This window comes from Synechococcus sp. CCY9202, assembly GCF_034931685.1.
Taxonomy (GTDB): Bacteria; Cyanobacteriota; Cyanobacteriia; order PCC-6307; family Cyanobiaceae; genus CBW1002.
In genome coordinates this window covers 66,053-88,950 of record NZ_JAYGID010000061.1, presented here as the reverse complement: position 1 = coordinate 88,950, position 22,898 = coordinate 66,053, and the positions used below count along the sequence as shown (strand labels likewise).

Sequence of the window (22,898 nt, the reverse complement as noted above, 5' to 3'; positions counted from 1 at the left end):
GCGGCGCGCAGAGGCTGATCTGCGATGACACCACAGCCAAGGGGCCGCGGGGCTGGCCGGCGGCAGCTGGCCCGGCACTGGACGGCCCAGGACAGGAGCCTGGCCCGCAGCCAGGGCTATCGCCACTTCACACTGGTGGGTCGACGGGGCCGGGCGCGCGATCCGATCGCCGCCTGCGCGGCCGAACTGGAGGCGGTGCTCCAGCCCGGCTTCCGGCTGCTGGTGCCGTTGCCGGAGCTGCACGACCCCAGCCTCTGGTGCAGCGGCTGGCTGTCCCTGCCTGCCAGGGAAGATGGGGCCAGTCACCGCCGCCCCATGCAGATTCTCCCCGCCATCGACCTGCTGGCCGGTCAGTGCGTGCGGCTGCACCAGGGCGACTACGACCAGGTGACCCGCTTCAGCGACGACCCCGTGGCCCAGGCCCTCGCCTGGCAGCGCCAGGGAGCGGAGCGGCTGCATCTGGTCGATCTCGACGGCGCCCGCTCCGGCGAGCCGGTCAACGATGGGGCCGTCAAGGCGATCACCGCCGCCCTCGACATCCCGGTGCAGCTCGGCGGCGGCGTGCGCTCCCTGGAGCGGGCGGAGGAGCTGCTGGCCTGCGGCCTGGATCGGGTGATTCTGGGCACGGTGGCGATCGAGCAGCCGCAGCTGGTGCTGCGGCTGGCGGAGCGCCATCCCGGCCGGATCGTGGTGGGGATCGATGCCAAGGACGGCAAGGTCGCCACCCGCGGCTGGATCGAGGAGAGCACCGTGGAGGCCACGGCCCTGGCCCAGAGCTTCGCCGGCAGCGGCATCGCCGCGATCATCAGCACCGACATCGCCACCGATGGCACCCTGGCGGGCCCGAACCTGGAGGCCCTGCGCGCCATGGCGGACGCCAGCCCGGTGCCGGTGATCGCCTCGGGTGGCATCGGCTGCCTTGAACATGTGCTGTCGCTGCTGCCGCTGCAGGCCCTGGGGGTGGAGGGCGTGATCGTGGGCCGGGCCCTCTACGACGGGCGCCTCACTCTGGCCGATGCGCTGCAGGCAGTTGGTGAGGGTCGACTGCAGGACGTGCCACCGCTGGGGGCACCGTTGGGCTTCGGTGGGGGCGTCGTCGCCTGAACCGCTCCCCCCCCCTACAGCTGTCGCCCCCCTATAACAGAGCCATACCCACTTCGCTTGACCCGTGGTCGCCGCCCCCGCCGAATCCGTCGCTCCGGCACCGGCTGGGTCGGCTGATGCTCAAGCGGGATGCGTTGCCGCCGAATCCCTGGCCGCCTCCGGCTCCACCGAAGACTCTGGCCTCAACTCTGATGAGCCCCGTCTGCCCGGCAGCGTCGACGACGTGTATCAGAGGTGCCGCGATCTGGGGATGCGGCTCAGTCGCCAGCGGCGCATGGTGCTGGATCTGCTCTGGGCCGAACGGGATCACCTCAGTGCCCGCGACATCTTCGAGAAGCTGAACGATCTAGGCCGCAACATCGGCCATACCTCCGTTTATCAGAACCTTGAGGCGCTCCAATCGGCCGGCGTGATCGAATGCCTCGACCGCGCCAATGGCCGGCTCTATGGCTACCGCGCCGATCCCCACAGCCATCTCACCTGCAGCGAGACCGGCGCCATCCAGGACCTGGACGTGGTGCTGCCCGAAGCCCTGGTTCGGCAGATCGAAGAGCTCACCGGATTCGCGATCGAGTCGTACACCCTGCATCTCACCGGCCGGCCACGCCGCTGAGTTCACCCCGTCAAAGCACCTGGTCAGTCCATCCTGTCAACCCGCCACACCTCTGGAGTTCTGAGGCAGTGATCGGTACCTTGGGCCCACTCCGTGCCCCTGGGCGTGCGTTCCACATCGGGCTCGTCGCCCCCTGACTCCGTTCCGCAGCTGCTGCTGTTGGCCGACCCCCTGCTGCGCCATGGGCTGGCCAGCCTGCTCAGCGGTGAGCCCAGCGGCTACCGGGTGGCCCTCACTGCCGAGACGCTTCAGGGTGCGCCGCAGTTGATCCTGTGGTGCCTGGCGGCCCCCTTGCCCGCACCTGAGGCCTTGCTGACCGAAGTGCAGCACCTGAAGGAGCGCTGGCAACCGGCACCGATCCTGCTGACCCTGCCCGCCGGGGCCACCGACCGGCGCGAACAGTGGCTGGCTCTGCCGGTGCAGGGACTGCTGCAGGACCCCGACCCCGACGCTCTGCTGGAGGCGATCACGACCTTGCTGGCCGGCGGGCGGGTGGTGCACCTCGCTGCCAGCGGCAGCGCAGCGGCGGCTCCGCCGAGCAGCGCGCCGGTGCTGGGGCTGGGTCAGTGGTTGCTGCTCAGCGGTCTGCAGCAGATCGATGCCGATCTGGCCCTCTGCGCCCACCTGCTCGATCCGCCGCCGCAGAGCCTGTTGCAGCAACTGCTGCTGGAGGGCCGCCAGCGGGAGCTGCGGGTCGCCCGGCAGTTGCTGCTCTGGATCTGGGCACCGGCCCAGCTGGCCTGGAGCCAGGAGATCCCGGAGCTGCCGTCTCCCCCCGCTGAGGCCAGCGGCACGGCCCTGACCCGCCGCTCCAGCACCAGCCTCACCCTGCGCCAGCGGGATGCCAGCAGCGTCTGGCAGGCGATCCGAGCCCGCCTGCAGGAGACCTGCCGCGCCGAGCTGGCCAACCACAGTGGCCTGCTGCTGGCCCTTGAGGGGCTCAGCCCCAGCCGCCGGGAAGACCTGCTGCTGGCCCTGCTGGAGCAGTTCGACCGCCTGCGCCTGCGGCTGATGCAGGACAACCAGCGTGGTGTGGCCCTGCAGGACAGCTGGCAGGCCTGGCAGGCGGAGCTGCGCCGCGAGGCCCTGCGCTGCATGGCCGGCACCTACGTGCAATTGCCCTGCGATGGCAGCCTCCGGCCCGTGGCCGACACCCTGCTGGCCAGTGCGGCACTCACCGACGACGATCCGGAACTGCCCGATCCCCAGCCGATGCTGATCAGCCTGGTTCAGGCCCAGCCGGTGATGGTCGACGGACGGCTGCTGGCGCCGGATGAACCGCTGGCCTTGCTCCACCTCGAACTGCTGGTCAGCAACTGGCTGGTGCGCAGCGCGGAGCTGATCTGCCTCGATGTGCTGGCCTGCTGCGGGGCCTGGCCGGAACTGCGCCGCTATCTGCTGCGGCCCGAACTGCTCTCGACCCGCAACCTGGAGCGGTTGCGCAACCGCCTCAGCGCCCAGCAGCGCTGGAGCGAATGGTTCGAGCGGCCCGTGCTGCTCTACGAAAGCCGGCGGCAGTTGTTCCGGCTCGACCAGGGTGCCATCAAGACCCTCGCCCTCACCGAGCCCCGTGATCAGGAACTGCGCCGGCTGGGCTGGTGGCAGCAGCTGGTCACCCTGGCGCTGGAGGGCCGCGATGCCCTGGCTCCCCAGCTCCAGGCCCTGCTGCGCCGGCTCGGCGATTTCGTGGTGGTGCTCCTCACCCAGGTGGTGGGTCGCGGTCTGGGCTTGATCGGCCGCGGCATCCTGCAGGGCATGGGCCGCAGTGTGGGGCGCAGCTGATCCCCTGCCGGGCTGGCCAGGTCAGTCCAGACGGGCGCGCGTCACAATGGCGCCACCCGCCCATGCCCGTTGTTGTCTTCGGCCCTGCTTCGTGTTCTGCGGCGCGCCATCACCCGGCTGGTGGCGCTGTTGCTGCTCAGCCTCGGCCTGGTCGCCCTGCCCGCCGGAGCCCAGGCCTCGCTCACCAACGACAACTACGACGGCAACATCTACGCCCTCTACGCCGGCAACGGGTCGCTCGTGCCACCCCGCAACAGCCTGGCGGACGCCCTGGCGGCTCACCGGCCGTCGGTGGTGATCTACTACCTCGATGATTCAGCCGCCAGCAAGCAGTTTTCGCCGGTGGTGTCGGAGCTGCAGCGGCTCTGGGGGAACAACGTCGACCTGCTGCCCCTGGTGACCGATCCGCTCCAGAACCGCCCCGATGGCGGCAGCAGCGATCCGGCCCACTACTGGAAGGGCACCGTGCCCCAGGTGGTGGTGCTGGATGGAGACGGCACGGTGCTGCTCGACGCCGCCGGCCAGGTGAACCTCGAGGCGATCAACGATGCTGTGAGCCGCGCCACCGGGATCGCCCTGCCGGAAGGGCAGGCCACCAGCACCACCGTCAGCTTCAACGAACTCAATGCCGAGGTGGTGACCAGCCGCTGAGGGTGGCCCGATCCCTGTCCAGTTTCTGATCCAGTCCCAGCCCAGGTCCTGCCCCAGATCGTGCCCCCGTCTCCGCCTCTCTCTCCGTCCCAGCCCGGTGCTGCCGCCACCCGGATCGAAACGGACAGCCTTGGTGAGGTGGCGGTTCCGGCCGGCCATCTCTGGGGAGCCCAGACCCAGCGCTCCTTGCGCTATTTCGGCTTCGGGCAGGCCATGCCCCTGGAGGTGGTGCATGCCTTCGCTCAGCTCAAGGCGGCCTGCGCTGAGGTGAACCACGAGGAGGGCAAGCTCACCGCCGATCTGGCGGAGCGGATCGTGGCTGCGGCCGAGGCGGTGGCCAACGGCGAGCTGGATGGCGAGTTTCCGCTGCGGGTGTGGCAGACCGGCTCCGGCACCCAGACCAACATGAACGTCAACGAGGTGATCGCCAACCTGGCGATCAGGGCCGCTGGCGGTGTGCTGGGCAGCAAGAGTCCGGTGCATCCCAATGATCACGTCAACCTCAGCCAGTCGAGCAACGACACCTTCCCCACGGCCCTGCACATCGCCGTGGTGATTGGCCTTGAACGTCGACTGAGGCCAGCGCTGCAGGCCCTGATCGAGGCGCTGCGGGCCAAGGCCGAGGCCTATGCCGACGTGATCAAGATCGGTCGCACCCACCTGCAGGATGCGGTGCCCCTTGGCCTGGGCCAGGAGTTCGGCGGCTACGTGGCCCAGCTGGAGCTGGGCCTGGAGAGCCTCAAGGCCACCCTGCCCCAGGTGCGCCAGCTGGCGATCGGCGGCACCGCCGTGGGCACGGGGCTGAACGCCCCGCGGGGCTACGGCGAGAAGGTGGCCGCCCGCCTGAGCCAACGGATCGGGCTGCCCTTCACCAGCGCGCCCAACAAGTTCCAGGCCCTGGCGGGCCACGAACCGCTGGCCGCCGCCCATGGCGCCCTCACGGTGTTGGCCGGCAGCCTGATGAAGATCGCCAACGACATCCGCTGGCTCGGCAGCGGCCCCCGCTGCGGCCTCGGGGAGCTGATCCTGCCGGAGAACGAGCCGGGCTCCTCGATCATGCCCGGCAAGGTGAATCCCACCCAGTGCGAGAGCCTCACCATGGTGGCGGTGCAGGTGATGGGCAACAACACCGCCGTGCAGATGGCGGCCAGCCAGGGAAATTTCGAGCTGAATGTGTTCAAGCCCCTGATTGCTCACAATGCGATGGAAAGCATCGAGCTGCTGGCGGGGGCCTGCTCCAGCTTCCGGGAGCACTGCATCGAGGGCCTGCGGCCGGATGAGGGCCGCATCGAAGCGCTGCTGGATCAGAGCCTGATGCTGGTGACGGCGCTCACGCCGGCGATCGGCTACGACCGGGCCTGCTCGATCGCCAAGCATGCCCACCAGCACCAGCTCAGCCTGAGGGAAGCGGCCCTGGTGCTGGGCGACCTCACGGCCGAGGAGTTCGACCACTGGGTGCAACCCGAGCAGATGGTGTGAGCCTGCAGAGAAATCCGGCACATGGGTGGGGCTTCACCCGTACGGCCAACGACTCCAAGGGCAAGCAGCATTGAAGAGCCTTGCAGACCAGGCTCCAGATGGCGCAAATCCCTTCATTCTCTGCCTGAATGAACTCTTGCCCAGCAGGATGATCCCAGGTGTGCTGAACCCCTCGCTTCCGTTCCATGACCAGCGCTGCACTCCCCGCCGATGAAGCTCTGCGCCTGGAGGCACTGCAGCGGAGCGCGCTTCTGGATGGTCCCAACGAAGAGAGGTTTGATCGATTGACCCGGCTGGCCCGACGCCTGTTTGATGTGCCGATCGCCCTGGTGACCCTGGTGGATGCCAACCGGCAGTGGTTCAAATCCTGCATGGGGCTGAATACAACTGAAACCCCTCGCGATGTGGCTTTCTGCGCACACGCCATCCTGGAAGACCACATCTTCCTCATTCCCGATGCCCGTGCAGACCAACGCTTTGCGCACAATCCCCTGGTCACCGGCGAGCCGCACATCCGCTTCTACGCAGGCAGGCCCTTGAAGGATCTCCAAGGCTTTGCCCTTGGAACCCTCTGCCTGATCGATCAGAAACCCCGCGAGCTGTGTGACGACGATCTGGCCACATTGGAGGATCTGGCGCAGATCGCGGAGAGTGAACTGGCCGGCTTCCAGCTCTCGATCACCGATGAACTCACCGGGATCACGAATCGGAGGGGATTCCTGAATCTTGCAGCCTACGGCCTTACGCTCTGCCAGCGCCAGAAGCTCCCGGCAACATTGGTGTTCTTCGATCTCGATGGGCTGAAGGCGATCAACGACACCAGGGGCCACGCCGCCGGCGATGGCCTGATTCGTCAGTTCGCCTCACTGCTGGCGGTGGCCTTCCGCAGCTCGGATCTGGTCGCTCGGTTGGGAGGCGACGAGTTCGTGGCATTGCTGGTCAACGTCACCGTGAGTGACGCGCGCAGGGCAGTGGCAGCCCTGGAGCTTGCAGCCATTCAGGAAAAACAGAAACCCGAGAATACGTGGGACTTGCAGTTCTCCTGCGGGGTCGTTGCCTTCGATCCATCACGCCATGGAAGCATCTCTGATCTGATCGAGGAGGGAGATGCTCTGATGTACCAGGCGAAACGAAAGAAAAGCTAGAATCACTGAACTATCCTTTCACGTCTCCTTGCTGATTGGATGCACCATGCACTCGCGAGGCACCAGTGGATGAACCTTGGCATCCATCCGCGCCCGAGAAGGGGCATTGCAATCCTTCGCCCATCAGATCAGCTCTAGGGACCACCGTAAGCTTTCCTTACGTAGGGCTGCACTCCGACCCAGCGGCGCTTGCATCGGACCAGCGAAGGTCCTGCCATGTCCACTCCCGCATCTCCCGCCCCGGATCGGGGCAGCGCTGCCGCCTTTCTGGGTCCGCTGCGGCGCACACCGCCCCTGGTGTTCGCCATGGCGGTGCTGGGGGTTGGACTGGTCACAGCCAGTGCCGTGGCGGTGAAGGGGCTCCGTCGCGCCAATGACGCCATCACCGTGACCGGCGCCAGCACCGAACGGATCCGCAGCGACTTCGCCGATTGGATGGTGGTGGTGAGCGCCGGCGGCGCCAGCCAGCAGGAGTCGTGGCAGGCCCTGCAGCCGCTGGTGCAACGCAGCCGCACCTGGCTCCAGGAGCAGGGCATCGCGGCGGCGGAGCTCTCGCTTGATCCGGTGCGTTCGGACCGGGAGGAGGTGCGCGATCCCCGCACCGGCGAGTTGCGATCGGTGAGCTGGACCAGTCGCCAGACCCTGCGCATCGCCAGCCCCGATGTGGACCGGATCGCGCGGGTCTCGGCCGGCATTGGCAGCCTGATCGGCGAGGGCATCCCGCTCACGATCGAGGAGCCGGCCTACACCTTCACCAAGCTGGCGGAGAAGCGGGTGGACATGCTCGCCAAGGCCACCCGTGATGCGCGGCAGCGGGCCGTTGCCATCGCGCGCGAGGCCGGCAGCGGCATCGGCGCGATCACCAACGCCGACACTGGCCTGTTCCAGATCACCCGTCCCAACTCCACGGACATCGGCGACGGTGGCTCCTACGACACCCGCACCATCGACAAGGACATCACGGCGATCATGGGGGTGACCTTCCGGGTGGAGTGAGGCTCAGAGGAGGTTGGCCGCCAGTTCCGCCAGGGCCGAGCGCTCACCACGCAGCAAGGTGACATGGCCCGCCAGGGGCTGGCCCTTGAAGCGCTCCACCAGCCAGGTGAGGCCGTTGCTTTCCGCATCCACGTAGGGATTGTCGATCTGATAAGGATCGCCGGTGAGCACGATCTTGGTGCCCTCGCCCACCCGGGTCACGATCGTCTTCACCTCATGGGGGGTGAGGTTCTGCGCCTCGTCCACCACCATGAACTGGCGTGGAATCGAGCGGCCGCGGATGTAGCTGATCGCCTCCACTTCCAGCAAGCCCATCCCCTTCAGATCCGCCCAGCTGTTGCGTGGCCCCCGCTGGCCGGCCCGCATCGACCCGCGGTCTTCGCCGCCGAGCAGGAAATCGAGGTTGTCGATGATCGGTTGCATCCAGGGACCCATCTTGTCCTCCAGATCCCCCGGCAGAAAGCCGAGTTCCTTGCCCAGGGAGATCACCGGCCGCGTTACCAGCATGCGGTCGTAGCGGTGCTCATCCGCCACCTGATGCAGCCCCGCCGCCAGGGCCAGCAGGGTCTTGCCGGTGCCCGCCTTGCCCACCAATGTCACCAGCTGCACGGCCGGATCCAGCAGCAGATCGAGGGCAAAGCTCTGCTCGCGGTTGCGGGCCTGTACCCGGCCCAGCTTCACCTTCGTCACCCGCTGCAGCGGATGGATCGCCCCATCGGCCGCGTCATAGCGGGCCAGCAGGGTGTGGCTGGGCTGGGCTGGATCCACCAGCATCACCCCTTCATTGGCCTGCAGCGATCCGCCGGGAATGGCCCCATCCGGCAGCGCCGCGATCGCCAGTCCCCCATCTCCTTTGACCTGATCCATCCGGCCTGCGTCGATCCAGACCTCGCAGACGCCGGGATAGAGATCGGCGATGTCCACCTTGTCGGTGGTGTAATCCTGCGCGGTGAGTCCCACCGCATCGGCCTTGATGCGCAGGTTGGTGTCCTTGGTGACCAGCACCACCGGAGGTTGGCTGCCCATCACCTCCGAGAGCCGCTGCTCAAGGGCTACGGCCAGGATGTTGTTGTCGCCATTGCCAGCCTTCAGTTCTGGCGGCAGTTGGGTGAGGGTTTCACTGCGGCAGAACACCACCTTGAGGTGTCCGCCATCCCTGCCGTCGAGCGGCACTCCTTCCGAGAGATTGCCGCGGCTGCGCAGGTCGTCGAGCAGGCGCGACACCTGGCGGGCATTGCGCCCCTTTTCAGAGGGATCGCGCTTGAAGCGATCGATCTCCTCGACGACCTCGATCGGAATCACGACGTTGTTGTCTTCAAAGCGACGCATCGCCTCGGGGTCGTGCAGCAGCACATTGGTGTCGAGAACGAAGGTCTTGCGCATACCGGAGCTCTCGCCCGATCGGTGCTGGCGAAGCTAGGGCGGCCAGGCCATCTACGCTCCGGCCGTTCGCGCCTCGTAGCGAATCGGATCGGCGGCGCCGATTCCCAGCTCTTTTGTCCCCGCCCTTGCCCGTGCTGCTCCCCTCGATCCTGCTGGTGGCCCTCGCCTTCGGCCTCACCCTGCTGTGGCTGGAGCTGCGCCACCGCCTGAGGCCCGCATCGCCCTTGCGGCTCAGTTCCGGTGCCTGGCGGGTGCAGCGCTGCAACGCAGGCGGCAGCTCAGGTGAACAGGGCGATGCCGGCAGCGGCGGCAGCGTGGAGCTGAGCGGCAGCCTGACGCTGCGCAATCCCCACCCCCGCATGGAGGTGTTCGTGCCGGAGCTGCGGGTCAATCCCGTGCTGCTCGGCCGCGGTGATCTCTCCGCACTCCGCGTCTCCACCCGGGTGACGCCCCATCACCCGGATGAAGACGCCCGCTCCGATGGCTACTGGTTCGCCTACATCCTCAAGGGCCGCAAGAGCACCGAGGTGGAGGTCTCGGTACGGATCAGCGCAGCGGCAGACGTGGACCTCCGCTCCCTGCTCGACACCCTCTGGCTGGAGGTGTTCTGGATCAACTACGGCCCCTTCGGCCGACTCGAGCGGCGTGACGGACTGCTGGTCCCCCTGCGTAAGCCTGGTGTGCTCACCGAGGTCGAGGCCCCCTGGCGCGAGGGTGAACGCTGCCGGGTGTTGCCGATCCGCACCCATCTGCTGGGGGTGCTCGACGATCCCGAGGCTGTGCTGCAGCGCTACGCCGGCCCTCTGCTGCAGCCCGGCGACATCCTCACCATCGGCGAGACGCCCCTGGCGGTGATGCAGGGCCGCTACCACCATCCCGCCACGGTGCAGCCCTCGATGCTGGCCCGTCTGCTCTGCCGTGTGTTCCATCCCACCAGCAGCCTGGCCAGTGCCTGCGGGCTGCAGACCCTGATCGATGTGGTGGGTCCGGCGCGGGTGCTCTGTGCCTGGCTGGCGGGATCGGCCATGAAGCTGGTGGGGCTCAAGGGTGGCTTCTACCGACTGGCCGGGGATCAGGCCCGCCTGATCGACGACATCACCGGCACCACCCCCCCCTACGACCAGACGATCGTGCTGGGCCCGCATCAGCCCGAGGACGTCTGTGAACGCCTGGCTGCCGCCCTCGGTGTGGGTGTGGCGGTCGTGGATGTAAACGATCTGGGCCGCGTCAAGGTGCTGGCGGCCAGCCAGGGTTGCGATGAAGCCCTGCTGCAGCGAGCCCTGCGGCCCAATCCGGCCGGTAATGCCAACGAGCGCACGCCGCTTGTGCTGGTACGCCCGGCCTAAACTGGGAAAAGGCCTGCGAGGGTCGCCACGCTGCGGGAACGCCGTGCCAGCCGCCATCAGCCGCAACATCAGCGCTGCCCGATCCACGTCTGGGCACGCCACCAGCTCGGGTGAAGGCAGTTCACAGCCGGCCGATCACGCCGCGGCTACGCCGCCATCGGCAGGAATTCCCGCCGACTGGGGCGTGCAGCCGCTGCAGCCCTGGCATCTGCCGCTCCTCGATGATCCGGCCTTCCTGCCTCTCCAGCCGCTGCTGCAGCGGGCCGTGCTGCTGGCCCTGCCGGCCCGGCTGATCCATGCCCTCACCCCCCGCCAGCCCCTGGCTCCCCAGGTGCTGGTGGCGACACGCATGCTCTTCGGAGCCAGCCTGCCGCTCGGACTTGTGGTGGTGCGTCCCCTCAACCGCACCGGCAGTTGCTGGCAGGTGCAGCATCTGCGGCTGGCCCGTGGACTGGAGGGCGATCCGGGTCGCCGTTGCGTCGCCGTGGCCCTGCTGCGGGAAGCGATCCAGCGCACCACCGGAGCCACCAGCTGGATCGCCAGCGCCGCCAGCCTCGACACCGACCGCCAGGCCCAACTGCGCGAACAGGGTTTTCAGCCCCTGCGCACCGACCGGATCTGGCGCTGGCAACCCCAGGGGCAGGCTCCCCAACCCATCCCATCGGAGCTGCAGCTGCGTCGCCTGCAGCGCCGCTCCGGACCGTTGCTCTGGCATCTGGAGCAGGCCGCCTGCCCCGCCCAGCTGCGCCAGTTGCTCGATCGCCGCCCCGAAGATCTGCTGGATCAGAGCCAGAACCGCGGCTGGATGCTGGTCGATCCCTGTCGGGATCAGGCGGTGGCGGGGGTGCGCTGGCTCGGCGACCATCCCGGCGGGGGCCACGACGTTGAACTGAGCGTGCATCCGGGCTGGGTGGAGCTGGTCGGTCCGGCCACCGAACTGCTGCTGCAGCGCCTGGCGGCCGAGCTGACGCCGACCGAACCCCTGTGGCTGGCCTGCGACAAGACCCAGCCCTCGCCGCACCAGTGGCTGGAGCACCTCGGTGCAGAGGCCTGCGGCGAACGGATTCTGATGGCCCGCAGCGTCTGGCGCCGTCAGGAACGGGCGGTGGTCCACCCGGCGATGAAACGCCTCACCGCCCTGCTGGAACCCCTGCAGCCCCGCCGGCGCCCGGTTCCCTCCCCGCTGCGGGACCACTGAGCCAGGCCATCAAGCCTCGCCATCCAACCCTGCGCCCTCGCCCCCGCGCAGCCTCCCCACCCCCCGGATGCCTGTCCCCCGTCGCCGCTCGGTGCTCGCCCTCGACGTGGGCCGCAGGCGCATCGGCCTGGCCGGCTGTGACCCGCTCGGTCTCACGGTCACATCGCTGCCGCCGTTGCGGCGCGGGTCCTTCCCGGCCGATCTGGCTGTGCTGGAGCCACTGGCTCGCCAGCGCCGCGTTGAGGCCCTGGTGGTGGGGCTGCCCCTGGATCAGCAGCAGCAACCCACCGCCCAGGCGGTCCATTGCCGCCGGTATGGCGAACGGCTGGCCCGGCAGCTGAACCTGCCGCTGGCCCTGGTGAATGAGTTCGCCAGCAGCTGGGCCGCCGCCGAGCTCCATGGCCTGCACGGCGATCGCAGCGGCGCCCTGGACAGCGCCGCCGCAGCCCTGTTGCTGGAGCAGTGGCTGGGGGAGGGTCCCGAACCGGTCCTGCCGGCGACCCCGAATTCCTGCAGGTCGGACCATGCTGATCCATCCTGAGGGGGACAACGCTCCTCCCCCATGAGTCCCGACGGACCCACGACCCCGTCCTCCGGTGATGTGCCCACGGTGCTCGTGCGGGACAGCCAGCAGCGGCAACTGCTCTGCTTCCTCGAGCAGCTGATCCCGCTGGATGGCAACGACTACGGGCTGCTCACTCCGGTGGACACCCCGGTGTGCCTGTTCCGGCTCACCGATGACGAGACCAACCCGGAACTGATCGACACGATCGAGGGCAACGAGGCGATCTTCTCGGTGGCGGATGTAGTGCTGCAGGAGCATGACCTGACCCTGGTGCGCTCAGCGGTGACTCTTACCGTGAGCGGCGAGCTCGATGAGCCCGATCCTGACGACTTCGACGAGGATGAGGACGAGGATGAGGACAGTGAGACCTATGAGTTGCTGATCCAGTTCAAGGCGGATGGTCAGGACTATGGCCTCTTCATTCCCCTCGATCCCTTCTTCGTGGTGGCCCGGATGAACGGCAGCGAAGCCGTGCTGGTGGAGGGCGAGGAATTCGAGCGGATTCAGCCCCGCCTCGAGGCGGAACTGGAGGAGCGGGAGCAGGGGGACTGATGCCCAGCCGGCATGCAGCCAGCCTTGCCGCCCTGCCGCGGCTGCTCACACCCGATCTGGTGGTGCAGGGAACTCTGGTGGACCTCTCCCTGGAGCGGCTGCAGGACCAGTCGATCGCCGCTCTGGTGCTCGATGTGGACCGCACCATGCTGCCGCGTCACCGTTCCGAGCTGCCGGCCCGGGCCGAGCAGTGGTTGCGACGTGCCCAGGCACGGATGCCCTTGCACCTGCTCAGCAATAACCCATCGCGGCGGCGGATCGGTGGCCTCGCCCAGCAGCTGGGGCTGCCCTTCACCACCTCGGCGGGCAAGCCGCGCCGCTCCGCCCTGAGGAGGGTGCTGGCGGACCTGGACCTGCTCCCCGAGCAGGTCGCCCTGATCGGGGATCGTCTGTTCACGGATGTGCTGGCGGGTAATCGGCTGGGCCTGTACACCGTGCTGGTGCGGCCGATCGATCCGAATGGGGAGCCGTGCCGGCAGGATCACCTGCAGCGGATCGAGCTGGGCCTGGCGCGCTGGATCGGAACCCCCCTGGCCTGATCGGATGCCGACCCGTGCGCCTCACCCTCTAGGCGGATGACCAACAGCAGTCCTGCAGGCGGCGGCCTGCGTCGTGTGATCAAGGTGGGGACCAGCACCCTGCAGGGTCAGCCCGATCGGCCCACGAGCGCCGTGGTTCACGACCTGGCCGCCAGCCTCAGTCGCCAGCAGCGTCGTGGCGATGCGATCGCCCTGGTGACCAGTGGGGCCGTGGGCCTGGGCTGTCGCACCCTGGCGCTGGAGCAACGTCCCAGCGAAGTGGTGGCGCTGCAGGCGGCGGCGGCGGTGGGCCAGGGGCAGCTGATGGCCCTCTATCAGGACGCCTTCGCGGTGCGCGGTGCGCGGGTGGCCCAGGTGCTGCTGACCCGCGGCGATCTGGCCTCCAGGCGGCGCTACCAGAACGCCTGCCGCACCCTGGAGCAGCTGCTCGCCTGGGGGGTGGTGCCGGTGGTGAACGAGAACGACACCCTCGCCACCGAGGAGCTGCGCTTCGGCGACAACGACACCCTCTCGGCCCTGGTGGCGGTGGCGATCAACGCTGACGAACTGATCCTGCTCACTGATGTGGATCGCCTCTATTCGGGTGATCCCCGCAGCGATGCCGAGGCGGTTCCGATCGATGAGGTGCGCGATCTGGCGGAACTGGAGAGCCTCCGAGGCGTGGCCAAAGGAGGCGGTCGCTGGGGGACGGGCGGCATGACCACCAAACTCGCGGCGGCCCGGATCGCCACGGCCAGCGGCATCCGTGTGCGGCTCGCCGATGGCCGTGATCCCGCCGTGCTCGATGCCCTGCTGGCCGGTGAACGGGTGGGCACGGTGTTCCATCCCTCCACCACTCCGTTGCCTGATCGCAAGGGTTGGCTGGCCCATGCCCTGCTGGCCAAGGGCAGCCTCACCCTGGATGCCGGCGCCGAGCGGGCCCTGGTCCATCGGGGGGCGTCCCTGCTGGCGGTGGGGATCCGTGCGGTGGAGGGCGACTTCCGCCGCCGCGATCCCGTGCGCCTGCTGGCCGCCGATGGCCGGGAGCTGGGCCGTGGTCTCTGCAGCCTCAGCAGCGATGAGCTACGTCAGGTGGTGGGCCTCAGCAGCGAAGCCGTGCGCAGCCGGCTCGGGGCAGGTGGAGATGCGGTGGGCGATGCAGTGGTGCACCGCGACCACCTGGTGCTCACCTCCGTGCCGCCGCCAGCCTGACGGAGCCCAGCCCTACGATCCGGCCTCGATCCCTCCTCCCAGGCATGCGTTTCAGCCAGCTGCTCGGCCAGCTCAGCCAGGTGGCGGAGAGCACTCCCAGGGATCTGGCTGCAGACCCGGAGATCGGCGGCGCGGCTGCCCTGGATCAGGCCAGCGGTGGTCAGCTGAGTTTCCTGGAGCCCGGCAACGCCCTGGCGGCGGCCCTGGCTGCCACTGGCGCCAGTGCCGTGTTGCTCCCGGCCGACGCCGATCTGCAGCACCAGGCCAGCGAGCGGGGCCTGGCCTGGGTGGCCCTGGCCGATCCGCGCCTCGGATTCGCCGAAGCCCTGGAGGCCCTTTACCCACGGCGTCCCCTGCCTGCGGGGGTGCACTCCAGTGCCGTGCTCGATCCCAGCGTCCAGCTCGGTGAGGCGGTGCACGTGGGTGCCCATGTGGTGATCGGCGCCGCGGTGACCGTTGGCAGCGGCTGCACCCTGCACCCCGGAGCTGTGCTCTACGACGATGTGCAGCTCGGCGAGGGCTGTGAGATCCATGCCAACGCCGTGCTCCACCCTGGCAGTCGCCTCGGCCGTGGTTGCGTGGTGCACTCCAACGCTGTGATCGGCTCGGAGGGGTTTGGCTTCGTGCCCACCGCCGCCGGCTGGCGCAAGATGCCCCAGACCGGGCTGGTGGTGCTCGAGGATGGCGTGGAAGTGGGCTGCGGCAGTACCATCGATCGCCCCTCGGTGGGCGAGACCCGCATCGGTGCCGGCAGCAAGATCGACAACCTCGTGCACGTCGGCCATGGCGTGGTGACCGGGCGGGGCTGTGCCCTGGCGGCCCAGGTGGGCATTGCCGGCGGTGCCCGTCTCGGCAATGGTGTGATCCTGGCCGGCCAGGTGGGCGTGGCCAACAAGGCCGTGATCGGCGATCGGGCGATTGCCTCCTCCAAATCCGGCATCCACGGAGAGGTGGCCGCCGGTGAGGTGGTGAGTGGCTACCCCGCCATCCCCAACCGGCTGTGGCTGCGCTGCTCGGCTGCCTTCAACAAGCTGCCGGAGATGGCCAGGACCCTGCGGCAACTGAAAAACAGCTCCAGCTGAGGAGCCTGGTCCGGGAGCTCTGAATCCGTGCCCAGAAGGTCGCGGCGTAGCCTCGCGCCCAGCCCGCTTGTCGCTCCTCCGGCTCCCATGACCAGCTACCGGATCACCCTGCTTCCCGGCGACGGCATCGGCCCGGAAATCACCGCGGTGGCCCGGCAGCTGCTGGAGGTGGTGAGTCAACGCCATGGCTTCAGCCTTGTCTTCGACGAGCAACCGATCGGTGGTGCCGCCATCGACGCCTGCGGTGAACCCCTGCCCGCCAGCACCCTGGCGGCCTGCAAGGCGGCCGATGCCGTGCTGCTGGCGGCGATCGGCAGCCCCCGCTTTGATGCCCTGCCCCGCTCGCAGCGGCCCGAGACGGGTCTGCTGGGCCTGCGGGCCGGCCTGGAGCTGTTCGCCAACCTGCGGCCGGTGACGATCATTCCCGCCCTGGCTGACGCCAGCAGCCTGCGGCCGGAGGTGATCGAGGGCGTCGACCTGATGGTGGTGCGGGAGCTCACCGGCGGCATCTATTTCGGCCAGCCCAAGGGACGCGTCGAGGCCGATGGCCACGTGCGCGCCTTCAACACGATGGTCTATTCCGACCACGAGATCGACCGGATCGCCCGGGTGGGCTTCGATCTGGCCATGCAGCGCGGCCGCAGGCTCTGCTCGGTCGACAAGGCCAATGTGCTGGATGTGAGCCAGCTCTGGCGCGATCGGGTGGAAGCGATCGCCTGCGACTACCCGGAGGTGGAGCTCAGCCACATGTACGTGGACAATGCCGCCATGCAGCTGGTGCGGGCACCGAAGCAGTTCGATGTGCTGCTCACCGGCAACCTGTTCGGCGACATCCTCAGCGACGAGGCCGCCATGCTGACCGGCTCGATCGGCATGCTGCCCTCCGCCTCCCTCGGATCGGACGGGCCGGGGCTGTTCGAGCCGGTGCATGGCTCAGCCCCGGACATCGCCGGGCAGGACAAGGCCAACCCGATGGCCATGGTGCTCAGCGCCGCCATGTTGCTGCGGGTGGGCCTCAGGCAGGACGCGGCCGCCGCGGCTCTGGAAGGGGCCGTGGATCGGGTGCTGGCGGCTGGCTACCGCACCGGTGATCTGCTCAGCGAGGGCTGCAGTGTGCTGGGCTGCAGCGCCATGGGTGAGCAGCTGCTGGCGGCGCTGGAGGCCTGAACCAGGCGCCCAGCAGGGAGGCGGACCGGCGACCTGCAAAACTCACTACGGTTTTTCTGCAGTCCGCGCCGATGTCGAAGCGTCACCCCGTCGTCGCCGTCACCGGTTCCTCCGGCGCAGGAACCAGCACGGTCAAGCGTGCCTTCGAGCACATCTTCGAGCGAGAAGGCATCCAGCCTGCGGTGGTGGAGGGCGACAGCTACCACCGCTACGAGCGCGGCCCCATGAAGGAGGCCATGGCGGCAGCCCTGTCTAAGGGCGAGAACTTCTCGCACTTCGGTCCCGAGGCCAACCTGTTCGACAAGCTCCAGGAGCTGTTCCAGAGCTACGGCGAATCCGGCGGTGGCCAGAAGCGCTACTACCTCCACTCCGTTGAGGAGGCCGCTGATCACAACAGCCGCCTCGGCACCAGCCTGGAGCCCGGCCAGTTCACCCCCTGGGAACCCATCCCCGCCGGCACCGACCTGCTCTTCTACGAGGGTCTGCACGGCGGTGTGGTTGGTGAGGGCTACGACGTGGCATCCCTGGCGGACCTGCTGGTGGGCGTGGTGCCGATCACCAACCTGGAGTGGATCCAGAAGATCTCGCGCGACAACGCCGAACGGGGTTACTCCGCCGAGGCGATCGTCGACACGATCCTGCGCCGGATGCCGGACTACATCAACCACATCTGCCCGCAGTTCAGCCGCACCGACATCAACTTCCAGCGGGTGCCCACCGTGGACACCTCCAACCCCTTCATCTGCCGCAACATCCCCACCCCGGATGAGAGCTTCGTGATCATCCACTTCCGCAAGGGAGCCCGGGACAAGTGGGGGATCGACTTCCAGTACCTGCTGGACATGATCCACGATTCCTTCATGTCCAGCCCCACGAGCATCGTGGTGAACGGCGGCAAGATGGGCTTTGCGATGGAGTTGATCCTCACCCCGATCATCCATCGCATGATCCAGGACAAGAAGACGCTCGCCTGAGTTCCAGCTCAAGCCCGGTGCACGATTGGTCTCACCCCCTGCCAAGACCTCTAAGGTGGGTGAACCAGTCGGACAAGGTGGGGCCGATTCCCTTCACCGGACGTGCCACTTCTTCCCCCTCCTTCCTGATCCAGGGAGCCAATGGATCCACTGGCTCGTCTCCGCGGCCGGAACTTCGGCTGGATCAGATCGATAGCCGTCAGGTGTTTCAAGACGCCCGCAGGGCCTATTTTCACTACCTCGAGCAGTGCCCGGGTGGGGCTGAACCCATCGGCATCATCTGGCAGCAGGCTCCGGTTCCGCCGCGGGTGGTGTTCGAGTTGCCGGTGCTGCTGCCGGAGGAACACTTCGTCCCGATTGAGATGATCCGGGGCCGGCCCAACCGCACTGCCTCCACCCGGCTGCGCAATCCGCGCTCCAATCTGCGCCCCTGAACCCGCCGCGTCAGCCATGCTCAGCAGCAACGGGTCGCCCCTGATCATGGAGCCCTCGACCCTGCCCCTGCTTGCCGCGGTCCTCGGTGCCTGCGTGGGCAGCTTTCTGCAGGTGGTCGCCTTTCGCCTGCCTCGGCAGGAGTCGCTCATCCATCCCGGCAGCCACTGCCCCCACTGCGACACCCCGCTGGCCTGGTTCGAGAACGTGCCCGTGCTGGGCTGGCTCTGGCTGGGCGGCCGCTGCCGGACGTGCCGCCGCAGCATCAGCCCGCGCTATCTGCTGGTCGAACTGCTCTGCGCCGGCCTGTGGGTGGCGATGGTGTTTGCCCAGCCGGCCGGTCTGGGGCCGGCCCCTGCCGCATGGATGCTGGTGGCGGCGGGCTGGCTGCTGGTCAGCTGGCTGATCCCGCTGGTGCTGGTCGACCTCGACGCACTCTGGCTGCCTGAGCCCCTCTGCCGCTGGGGACTGGTGCTTGGGCTGGCCTGCACGGCGGTGATCGGCTTCAGCCAGGGTGAGGAGGTGGGCCGGGCGCTGCTGTTTCAGCATCTGCTCGCCGCCGGGATCGGCCTGCTGGGTTTCGAGGGCACCAGCGCCCTGGCCGAACGGCTCCTCGGCCGCCCTGCCCTGGGCCTGGGCGATGCCAAGTTGGCTGCCCTGCTGGGAGCCTGGCTCGGTCCCACCGGTCTGGGCCTGGCCGTGGCCCTGGCCATCGGCGGCGGAGCTGTGGTGGGCGGGCTGGCCCGCCTGCTGGGCCGGCTGGGTCCACAGCAACCCTTTCCCTTCGGTCCGTTCCTGGCCTGCGGTGGCGTGCTCGTCTGGATCGGCGGCCATGGCCTGTGGCTGCAGCTGCTGGGCTGGCCCGGTCCTTAAATGTGATCGGATCCTCCGAGTTTTCCCGTGTCGCTGTTCGACTGGTTCGCTGACCGCCGCAAGGCTGCACCAGTGGTGCGCGTCAACCAGGAAAGCGATGAAGGCGATGGTCTCTGGAGCAAGTGCCCCGAGTGCGGCCTGGTCACCTACCGCAAGGATCTGCAGGCCAACGCCAGCGTATGCAAGGGATGCGGCTATCACCACCGCATCGACAGCGAGGAGCGCATCCGGCTGCTGGCCGATGAGGGCAGCTTCGAGCCCCTTGACACCGAGCTGGCCCCCACCGATCCCCTGGCCTTCAAGGATCGCCGCCACTACGCCGACCGGCTGCGCGACAGCCAGCGCAGCACCGGCCTGCGCGATGCGGTGGTGACGGGGTTGTGCCGCCTCGATGGCCATCCGCTCGCCCTGGGGGTGATGGACTTCCGCTTCATGGGCGGTTCGATGGGTTCGGTGGTGGGCGAGAAGCTCACCCGTCTGATCGAGAAGGCCACCGATCGCCAGCTGCCGGTGCTGATCGTCTGCGCCTCCGGCGGTGCCCGCATGCAGGAGGGCATGCTCAGCCTGATGCAGATGGCCAAGATCTCCGGGGCGCTGGAGCGGCATCGCCGGGCCGAACTGCTCTACATCCCCCTGCTCACCCATCCCACCACCGGCGGAGTGACCGCCAGCTTCGCCATGCTGGGCGACCTGATCCTGGCCGAACCGAAGGCGCTGATCGGCTTCGCCGGCCGCAGGGTGATCGAGCAGACCCTGCGCGAGAAGCTGCCCGATGGCTTCCAGACCGCTGAATACCTGCAGGATCATGGCTTCGTGGACACGATCGTGCCCCGTCCCCAGCTGCGCAGCACCCTGGCCAGCCTGCTGCGGCTGCATGCGCCCAAGACCTGTCTGTCCCTGTCCTGAGCCCCCATGGACGATGTGATGCACCGCTGGATCCGTTATCTGGGCCGCCTCGGCCTGAGCCTGGCCCTGCTGCTGCTGCTTGCCCTGCCGGCCCAGGCTGGTTCTGTCGACTGGCGGGAGCTTCCCGCCACCGAGGAGGGCAAGCAGTGGTGGGATGCGGGCAGCCTGCGGCGCACCCGTGACGGCAACCTCAGCGTGTTGTCACGCTATCTGCCGCCTCCGGAAGAGGAGGGTCGCCCTCGCCTCGGTGATCTCTATGTGATGGAGCTCGACTGCGGTCAGAAGCTCTACCGCGACACTGCCGTGAACGGCGTTCCCCGATTCAAGGCCGACTGGCAGCCAGCCGGTGGTGATCAGCTGCTCGACGCCATGATCGACGCCGTCTGCGCCGCCGGCTCCGACCTGCCCGCCTGAGTGGCCCCAGTCGCTCTCCCTTCCCGATTGTCACAATGAGTCCAGCTCTGTCGACCCTTGGCGGCCGCCGTTCCAGCCAGCCGGTGCGGGTGGCCGTGGCGGGTCTGGGTTTCGGGGAGACGGTGCATCTGCCCGCCCTGCGCAGTGGCCTTCTCACCGAACCGGTGGCCCTGTGGCATCCGCGGGCCGAGCGATTGGAGCAGGCCTGTCACCGCGCCGAACTGCCCGGCCACACCGATTTCGATGCCCTGCTCGGCGACCCGCAGATCGAGGCGGTGGTGATCGCCACCCCACCGGGCCCCCGGTTTGATCTGGCCCGGCGCGCTCTGCTGGCGGGCAAGCACCTGTTGCTGGAGAAGCCCGTGGCCCTGGAGGCGGCCCAGATCGAGGAGCTGCAGCGCCTTGCCCTGCGGCAACGCTGCTGTGTGGCGGTGGATTTCGAATACCGGGCTGTGCCGTTGTTTCAGCAGATGGCAGCCCTGATCGCAGAGGGGGTGCTGGGTGATCCCTGGCTGGTGAAACTGGATTGGCTGATGAGCAGCCGCGCCGATGGCCAGCGTCCCTGGACCTGGTATTCCCAGGTGGAGCAGGGCGGCGGGGTGCTGGGCGCCCTCGGGACTCACGCCTTCGACACGCTCCACTGGCTGGTGGGCCCGACCCGCAGCCTTCGGGCCCAGCTCAGCACTGCCATCACTGAGCGTCCCCTGCCGGGGCCGGGCGAGGGTCGGGCGGCGGTGGATGCCGAAGACATCGCCCTGCTGCAGATGGTTCTGGGCACCGCCTCTGGCGTCCGCACCCCGGCCCAGGTGACGCTGGCCTCGGTGACCCGTCAGGGCCGGGGCTACTGGATCGAGCTCTATGGCAGCGAGGCCACCCTGGTGCTGGGTTCGTCCAACCAGAGCGATTATGTGCACGGCTTCCAGCTGTGGATGGCCCGGCCGGGCGAGGCGCTGCGGCCGCTCCCAGCCGATCCGTCACTCGCCTTTGCCCGCACCTGGGAGGACGGCCGGGTGGCACCGGTGCAGCGGACTCAGCAGTGGTGGGCCGAGGCGATCCGTGAGGGCCGTCCGATGCTGCCGGGCCTGGCGGAAGCGGTGGCGAGCCAGCGTTGCTGCGACTGGGCACGGCAGGGCACGTCGGGCGAAGCGTCCCTGGCGCTTGATCCCTGAGTCAGGCCGTGGAGCGGCACTGGTGAGGGCCTGGGTCTTGAGGGGGATCCCCTAGACTCGCCGCCAGACCAAGGCGGGTTGACCGACCCCGGCCCGGCTCCTGAGCCGGACCCCTTCAGAGCACGGCTCCACCCGAGCACGGCCCTACCTGTCCCCTGGTGTCACCCAGTCCCATACCCACCGATCCGAGGTTCTATCCATGGCGCTCGTTCCGCTTCGGCTGCTGCTCGACCACGCCGCTGAGAACGGCTACGGCATCCCTGCCTTCAACGTCAACAACCTGGAGCAGGTGCAGTCGATCATGGAGGCTGCCTACGAGACCGACAGCCCCGTCATCCTGCAGGCATCCCGCGGTGCCCGCCAGTACGCCGGTGAGGCCTTTCTGCGGCACCTGATCCTGGCCGCCGTTGAAACCTATCCCGACATCCCGGTGGTGATGCACCAGGACCACGGCAACAGCCCTGCCACCTGCTTCGGTGCCGCCGCCAACGGTTTCACCTCGGTGATGATGGACGGCTCACTGATGGCCGACGCCAAGTCGCCGGCCAGCTACGAGTACAACGTGGCTGTGACCAAGGAAGTGGTCGACGTGGCCCACGCCATCGGCGTGAGCGTCGAAGGCGAACTGGGTTGCCTGGGTTCCCTGGAGACCGGCATGGGTGAGGCCGAGGACGGCCACGGTTTCGAGGGCAAGCTCGACCACAGCCAGCTGCTCACCGATCCCGCTGAGGCCGCCGACTTCGTCGCCAAGACCAAGGTCGACGCCCTGGCCATCGCCATCGGCACCAGCCACGGCGCCTATAAGTTCACCCGCAAGCCCACCGGTGAAGTGCTGGCGATCAGCCGCATCGCTGAAATCCACAAGGCCATCCCCAACACCCACCTGGTGATGCACGGCTCCTCCTCGGTTCCCCAGGAGTGGCTGGACATGATCAACAAGTACGGCGGCGCCATCCCCGAGACCTACGGCGTACCCGTCGAAGAGATCCAGGAGGGCATCCGCAATGGCGTGCGCAAGGTGAACATCGACACCGACAACCGCCTCGCCTTCACTGCCGCCGTGCGGGAAGCCGCCTTCAAGGATCCCGCCAACTTCGATCCCCGCCACTTCAACAAGCCCGCCCGGGCCTACATGAAGCAGGTGTGCCTGGATCGCTACCAGCAGTTCTGGTGTGCCGGCAACGCCAGCAAGATCAAACAGCGCGACATCAACTACTACGCCGCTCTCTACGCCAAGGGCGAACTCGATCCCAAGACCGCCGTGGCCGCCTGATTGATTCCCGGTACGTCACCGGTCGACAAGCAGGCCACATTGAATCGGTCCAGGGGAGCATAAG

Annotated in this window: 23 protein-coding genes and 1 pseudogene; 23 read left to right on the top strand and 1 reads right to left on the bottom strand. The window is 68.2% G+C overall.

Features of this window, described 5'->3' with window-relative positions; genetic code table 11:
• Positions 1–24 precede the first annotated feature (24 nt).
• The 8 genes and pseudogenes from VB777_RS08675 to VB777_RS08640 all read left to right on the top strand — a co-directional run.
• Positions 25–258 (top strand): annotated as a pseudogene (locus tag VB777_RS08675) (TIGR02450 family Trp-rich protein); the annotation flags it as partial.
• 57 nt (positions 259–315) lie between these two features.
• Positions 316–1,104, top strand: a complete 789-nt coding sequence (gene hisA, locus VB777_RS08670; protein ID WP_322758813.1) for a 1-(5-phosphoribosyl)-5-[(5-phosphoribosylamino)methylideneamino]imidazole-4-carboxamide isomerase — start codon at positions 316–318, stop codon at positions 1,102–1,104.
• Positions 1,105–1,354: 250 nt separating this feature from the next.
• Complete coding sequence (locus tag VB777_RS08665; protein ID WP_197159322.1) at positions 1,355–1,717, top strand: Fur family transcriptional regulator; 363 nt, start codon at positions 1,355–1,357, stop codon at positions 1,715–1,717.
• Between the two features lie 105 nt (positions 1,718–1,822).
• Complete coding sequence (locus VB777_RS08660) at positions 1,823–3,499, top strand: DUF3685 domain-containing protein (protein ID WP_323248362.1); 1,677 nt, start codon at positions 1,823–1,825, stop codon at positions 3,497–3,499.
• A gap of 72 nt (positions 3,500–3,571) precedes the next feature.
• The gene (locus VB777_RS08655) at positions 3,572–4,150 is read left to right on the top strand and encodes a thylakoid membrane photosystem I accumulation factor (RefSeq protein WP_323248360.1); all 579 of its coding nucleotides are present in this window, start codon (positions 3,572–3,574) and stop codon (positions 4,148–4,150) included.
• Between the two features lie 60 nt (positions 4,151–4,210).
• On the top strand, positions 4,211–5,629 hold the full coding sequence (gene fumC / locus VB777_RS08650) for a class II fumarate hydratase (protein WP_323248358.1): 1,419 nt from the start codon (positions 4,211–4,213) through the stop codon (positions 5,627–5,629).
• A gap of 185 nt (positions 5,630–5,814) precedes the next feature.
• On the top strand, positions 5,815–6,774 hold the full coding sequence (locus VB777_RS08645) for a sensor domain-containing diguanylate cyclase (protein ID WP_322758658.1): 960 nt from the start codon (positions 5,815–5,817) through the stop codon (positions 6,772–6,774).
• Between the two features lie 216 nt (positions 6,775–6,990).
• Entirely contained in the window at positions 6,991–7,770 is a 780-nt protein-coding gene (locus tag VB777_RS08640; RefSeq protein ID WP_231597934.1) for an SIMPL domain-containing protein, read from the top strand.
• A gap of 3 nt (positions 7,771–7,773) precedes the next feature.
• On the opposite strand, the gene VB777_RS08635 is transcribed toward VB777_RS08640, so the two are convergent.
• On the bottom strand, positions 7,774–9,153 hold the full coding sequence (locus tag VB777_RS08635; protein ID WP_323248355.1) for a PhoH family protein: 1,380 nt from the start codon (positions 9,151–9,153) through the stop codon (positions 7,774–7,776).
• 125 nt (positions 9,154–9,278) lie between these two features.
• Between VB777_RS08635 and VB777_RS08630 the strand changes: the two genes are divergently transcribed.
• The 15 genes from VB777_RS08630 to fba all read left to right on the top strand — a co-directional run bounded on the left by VB777_RS08630 (position 9,279) and on the right by fba (position 22,834).
• Positions 9,279–10,499, top strand: a complete 1,221-nt coding sequence (locus tag VB777_RS08630; RefSeq protein ID WP_322758660.1) for a F420-0:Gamma-glutamyl ligase — start codon at positions 9,279–9,281, stop codon at positions 10,497–10,499.
• Between the two features lie 43 nt (positions 10,500–10,542).
• Positions 10,543–11,697, top strand: coding sequence for a hypothetical protein (locus VB777_RS08625; protein ID WP_323248353.1), 1,155 nt, complete (start codon positions 10,543–10,545; stop codon positions 11,695–11,697).
• A gap of 67 nt (positions 11,698–11,764) precedes the next feature.
• A complete protein-coding gene (gene ruvX, locus VB777_RS08620) occupies positions 11,765–12,238 on the top strand; it encodes a Holliday junction resolvase RuvX (protein ID WP_197156104.1) in 474 nt (157 codons plus the stop codon).
• 21 nt (positions 12,239–12,259) lie between these two features.
• Positions 12,260–12,814, top strand: coding sequence for a DUF3727 domain-containing protein (locus VB777_RS08615; protein ID WP_197156101.1), 555 nt, complete (start codon positions 12,260–12,262; stop codon positions 12,812–12,814).
• On the top strand, positions 12,814–13,353 hold the full coding sequence (locus VB777_RS08610; RefSeq protein WP_197156099.1) for a YqeG family HAD IIIA-type phosphatase: 540 nt from the start codon (positions 12,814–12,816) through the stop codon (positions 13,351–13,353). Before VB777_RS08615 ends, VB777_RS08610 begins: the two co-directional genes overlap by 1 nt.
• A gap of 36 nt (positions 13,354–13,389) precedes the next feature.
• Positions 13,390–14,544, top strand: coding sequence for a glutamate 5-kinase (gene proB, locus VB777_RS08605; RefSeq protein WP_197156096.1), 1,155 nt, complete (start codon positions 13,390–13,392; stop codon positions 14,542–14,544).
• Positions 14,545–14,588: 44 nt separating this feature from the next.
• Positions 14,589–15,626: a UDP-3-O-(3-hydroxymyristoyl)glucosamine N-acyltransferase gene (gene lpxD / locus VB777_RS08600; protein WP_323248349.1), complete on the top strand. Its 1,038-nt coding sequence runs from the start codon at positions 14,589–14,591 to the stop codon at positions 15,624–15,626.
• An 87-nt stretch (positions 15,627–15,713) separates the two neighbouring features.
• Positions 15,714–16,793 carry a 3-isopropylmalate dehydrogenase gene (leuB, locus tag VB777_RS08595; protein WP_197156091.1) on the top strand — a complete coding sequence of 360 codons (1,080 nt, stop codon included), beginning with the start codon at positions 15,714–15,716 and terminating at the stop codon, positions 16,791–16,793.
• Between the two features lie 71 nt (positions 16,794–16,864).
• Positions 16,865–17,767 (top strand): phosphoribulokinase, encoded by a 903-nt coding sequence (locus VB777_RS08590; RefSeq protein ID WP_197156090.1) that lies wholly within the window; start codon positions 16,865–16,867, stop codon positions 17,765–17,767.
• Between the two features lie 59 nt (positions 17,768–17,826).
• Positions 17,827–18,201, top strand: coding sequence for a hypothetical protein (locus tag VB777_RS08585; protein ID WP_231597933.1), 375 nt, complete (start codon positions 17,827–17,829; stop codon positions 18,199–18,201).
• Positions 18,202–18,217: 16 nt separating this feature from the next.
• A complete protein-coding gene (locus tag VB777_RS08580) occupies positions 18,218–19,072 on the top strand; it encodes a prepilin peptidase (RefSeq protein ID WP_323248344.1) in 855 nt (284 codons plus the stop codon).
• 27 nt (positions 19,073–19,099) lie between these two features.
• Positions 19,100–19,978, top strand: coding sequence for an acetyl-CoA carboxylase, carboxyltransferase subunit beta (gene accD / locus VB777_RS08575; RefSeq protein WP_322758664.1), 879 nt, complete (start codon positions 19,100–19,102; stop codon positions 19,976–19,978).
• Between the two features lie 18 nt (positions 19,979–19,996).
• Complete coding sequence (locus VB777_RS08570) at positions 19,997–20,392, top strand: hypothetical protein (protein WP_197159316.1); 396 nt, start codon at positions 19,997–19,999, stop codon at positions 20,390–20,392.
• A gap of 35 nt (positions 20,393–20,427) precedes the next feature.
• Positions 20,428–21,561: a Gfo/Idh/MocA family oxidoreductase gene (locus VB777_RS08565; RefSeq protein ID WP_323248341.1), complete on the top strand. Its 1,134-nt coding sequence runs from the start codon at positions 20,428–20,430 to the stop codon at positions 21,559–21,561.
• A 199-nt stretch (positions 21,562–21,760) separates the two neighbouring features.
• Complete coding sequence (gene fba, locus VB777_RS08560; RefSeq protein WP_197156084.1) at positions 21,761–22,834, top strand: class II fructose-bisphosphate aldolase; 1,074 nt, start codon at positions 21,761–21,763, stop codon at positions 22,832–22,834.
• The last annotated feature ends 64 nt before the right edge of the window (positions 22,835–22,898 follow it).

Excerpts from the sequence above, each read along its gene's own strand:
- proB (WP_197156096.1), top strand. The coding sequence starts at position 13,390 with ATGACCAACAGCAGTCCTGCAGGCGGCGGCCTGCGTCGTGTGATCAAG.
- VB777_RS08565 (WP_323248341.1), top strand. The coding sequence starts at position 20,428 with ATGAGTCCAGCTCTGTCGACCCTTGGCGGCCGCCGTTCCAGCCAGCCG.
- VB777_RS08645 (WP_322758658.1), top strand. The coding sequence starts at position 5,815 with ATGACCAGCGCTGCACTCCCCGCCGATGAAGCTCTGCGCCTGGAGGCA.
- VB777_RS08635 (WP_323248355.1), bottom strand. The coding sequence starts at position 9,153 with ATGCGCAAGACCTTCGTTCTCGACACCAATGTGCTGCTGCACGACCCC.
- VB777_RS08665 (WP_197159322.1), top strand. The coding sequence starts at position 1,355 with ATGCGGCTCAGTCGCCAGCGGCGCATGGTGCTGGATCTGCTCTGGGCC.
- VB777_RS08580 (WP_323248344.1), top strand. The coding sequence starts at position 18,218 with ATGCTCAGCAGCAACGGGTCGCCCCTGATCATGGAGCCCTCGACCCTG.
- hisA (WP_322758813.1), top strand. The coding sequence starts at position 316 with ATGCAGATTCTCCCCGCCATCGACCTGCTGGCCGGTCAGTGCGTGCGG.
- VB777_RS08570 (WP_197159316.1), top strand. The coding sequence starts at position 19,997 with ATGCACCGCTGGATCCGTTATCTGGGCCGCCTCGGCCTGAGCCTGGCC.
- fba (WP_197156084.1), top strand. The coding sequence starts at position 21,761 with ATGGCGCTCGTTCCGCTTCGGCTGCTGCTCGACCACGCCGCTGAGAAC.
- VB777_RS08590 (WP_197156090.1), top strand. The coding sequence starts at position 16,865 with ATGTCGAAGCGTCACCCCGTCGTCGCCGTCACCGGTTCCTCCGGCGCA.
- VB777_RS08615 (WP_197156101.1), top strand. The coding sequence starts at position 12,260 with ATGAGTCCCGACGGACCCACGACCCCGTCCTCCGGTGATGTGCCCACG.
- lpxD (WP_323248349.1), top strand. The coding sequence starts at position 14,589 with ATGCGTTTCAGCCAGCTGCTCGGCCAGCTCAGCCAGGTGGCGGAGAGC.
- ruvX (WP_197156104.1), top strand. The coding sequence starts at position 11,765 with ATGCCTGTCCCCCGTCGCCGCTCGGTGCTCGCCCTCGACGTGGGCCGC.
- VB777_RS08610 (WP_197156099.1), top strand. The coding sequence starts at position 12,814 with ATGCCCAGCCGGCATGCAGCCAGCCTTGCCGCCCTGCCGCGGCTGCTC.
- leuB (WP_197156091.1), top strand. The coding sequence starts at position 15,714 with ATGACCAGCTACCGGATCACCCTGCTTCCCGGCGACGGCATCGGCCCG.
- VB777_RS08640 (WP_231597934.1), top strand. The coding sequence starts at position 6,991 with ATGTCCACTCCCGCATCTCCCGCCCCGGATCGGGGCAGCGCTGCCGCC.